General features: G+C 72.7%; 2 protein-coding genes. Both read right to left on the bottom strand.

Features of this window, described 5'->3' with window-relative positions; translation table 11 throughout:
- Positions 1 to 20: 20 nt before the first annotated feature.
- A complete protein-coding gene (locus AC27IQ_RS23490; RefSeq protein ID WP_284406152.1) occupies positions 21 to 1,400 on the bottom strand; it encodes a TAXI family TRAP transporter solute-binding subunit in 1,380 nt (459 codons plus the stop codon).
- On the bottom strand, positions 1,397 to 1,926 hold a 530-nt coding region (locus AC27IQ_RS23495), incomplete at its 5' end, for a P1 family peptidase (protein WP_487090994.1). The genes AC27IQ_RS23490 and AC27IQ_RS23495, both read right to left, overlap by 4 nt.

A 1,926-nucleotide genomic window follows, 5' to 3' on the forward strand; every position in this document is an offset into this window, starting at 1 on the left:
CAAGGGCGCCGGCAAGCCCGTCAGGCCGCGCTAGCCGGCGCGCCGCCCGGCGCCGCGCGCAGCTTCTTGCGCACCAGTTGGATGTGGTTGCGCAGCGCGTACAGCTCGTCGGCATACGACAGCGGCACGCTCACCTTTTCCACCTGCGCTTCCAGCCGGTCCAGGGCCTCGTGCAGCGCCTGGGGCGCGGATTGTCCGGCGTCCATTTCGTCCTCGATCTCGCGCAGGCGGCCATACCAGCGGAACACGCGCGAGCGCACGCGGAACTGGTAGAGCGGCGGCACCACGCGCGACAGCGGCAGCATGGCGGCCAGCAGGATGCCCAGCACCAGCCACATGCGCTCGATCAGGTTGGCCATCCAGAAGGGCAGGTAGCGCTGCAGCAGCGGCGCGGGCTCGTTGATGGCGCGCTCGCCCTCGGCGGCGATGGGCAGCTCGCTGTGGCGGGTGCTCGGAAACTCGCGAGCCCGGTTGAACCAGCCGGCGCTGCCGTGCAGGGACTGCGCGTTCTGCGCGAACAGCTGCAGCAGCGCCGGATGCGTGCCCTCGCGCGCCAGCAGCGACGTGGTGGAGGCCACCAGCCGCACATCGGCGGGCGGCACGTTGCCGGCCAGGTCCACCACGCCGCGCGGCAGCGTGACGGGCGTGAGGAACGGAAAGCGTCGCCCGTAGGCCTCGTGCTGTGGAAAGTCCATGAGACGCACGCCCGGCGTCTGCAGCAGCATCTGCACCATGAGCGACTGCGGCGCCGAGGCGAACACCAGCGCGTCGAGCCGGCCCGCGAGGAACTCCACCGTCGCCGGCGTCTGCCCCAGCTCGGACAGCCGCAGCGCCCGGGGCTCCATGCGGTTGGCCTCCAGCAGCTTTTCCATCAGCGTGGGCACGCCGCTGCCCGCGGTGCCCACGTTCACGCGCAGGCCGCGCAGCTGCGCCAGGCTGTCGAGCCGGCCGCTTTTGACCACGCGGCGCGCGGCCTCGGTGCGGTAGAAGATCCACACCGGTTCCACGAACAGGCTGCCCAGCGATTCCAGGGCGTCGGCGTCTTCGGGCCGCAGTTCGCCGGTGCCGCCCTGCACGAAGGCCAGGTCGGCCTCGCCGCTGCGCAGCAATTGCAGGTTGGCGGACGAGCCTTCCGTCTCGCGCAGGACGACCTCGATGCCGTCGGCCGCCAGCGCCTTCTGGTAGCGCTGGCCGAAGTCCGCATAGGCGCTCTGCGCGGGCCCGGTGGCCAGGGTGACGCGCTTCGGGGGCGCTGGCTGCAGCCACCAGTAGGCCAGCACCAGCAGCCCCACCGCCAGGAAGGCGAGCGGACCGGCGGACAGGATCAGGTCGCGCAGGTTCAGCAGCGCCGTGTGCACCCGTCGCGTGACGGTGCGGGAGCGGGCGGCAAGGGCGTTCATCGGCCGAGGTCCGCCGCGCTCGGCAGGTACAGGCCTTCGTGGGTGGTGAGGGACTGCGCAGCCTGCACGGCGCGCAGCGTGGCGCGGGCCACGGCCTCGGCCGCCATGGTGGCCAGCACCAGCATGCCCGCGTGGCGGCCCGTGGCGCCGGTGGCCAGGGTGAACAGCGTGTCGCCGTCCAATTGGGTGTGCACGGGGTTGATGCTGCGCGCCAACCCGTCGTGGCCCGACACGGCCAGGCGATGGGCCTGGGCCTTGGTCAGCACCGCGTCCGTGGCGATCACGCCGATGGTGGTGTTGGTGCCGGGCAGCACGGGCTCGGGCGGCACGCCGCCCAGCAGCGCACGCCGCGTGTCCATCAGCCGCTGGCCGTCTTCCGAGCGTGCGCCGGCCACGGGCCGGGCGGTGTGCGGGTCGACCACGTCGCCCACGGCGTTGCAGGCGATCAGGGCGCCCACGGTGATGCCGTCCAGCGACACCGAGGCCGTGCCGATGCCGCCCTTCATCGCGCGCCCGATGCCGAAGA

Source organism: Acidovorax sp. KPB24-07, assembly GCF_057543315.1.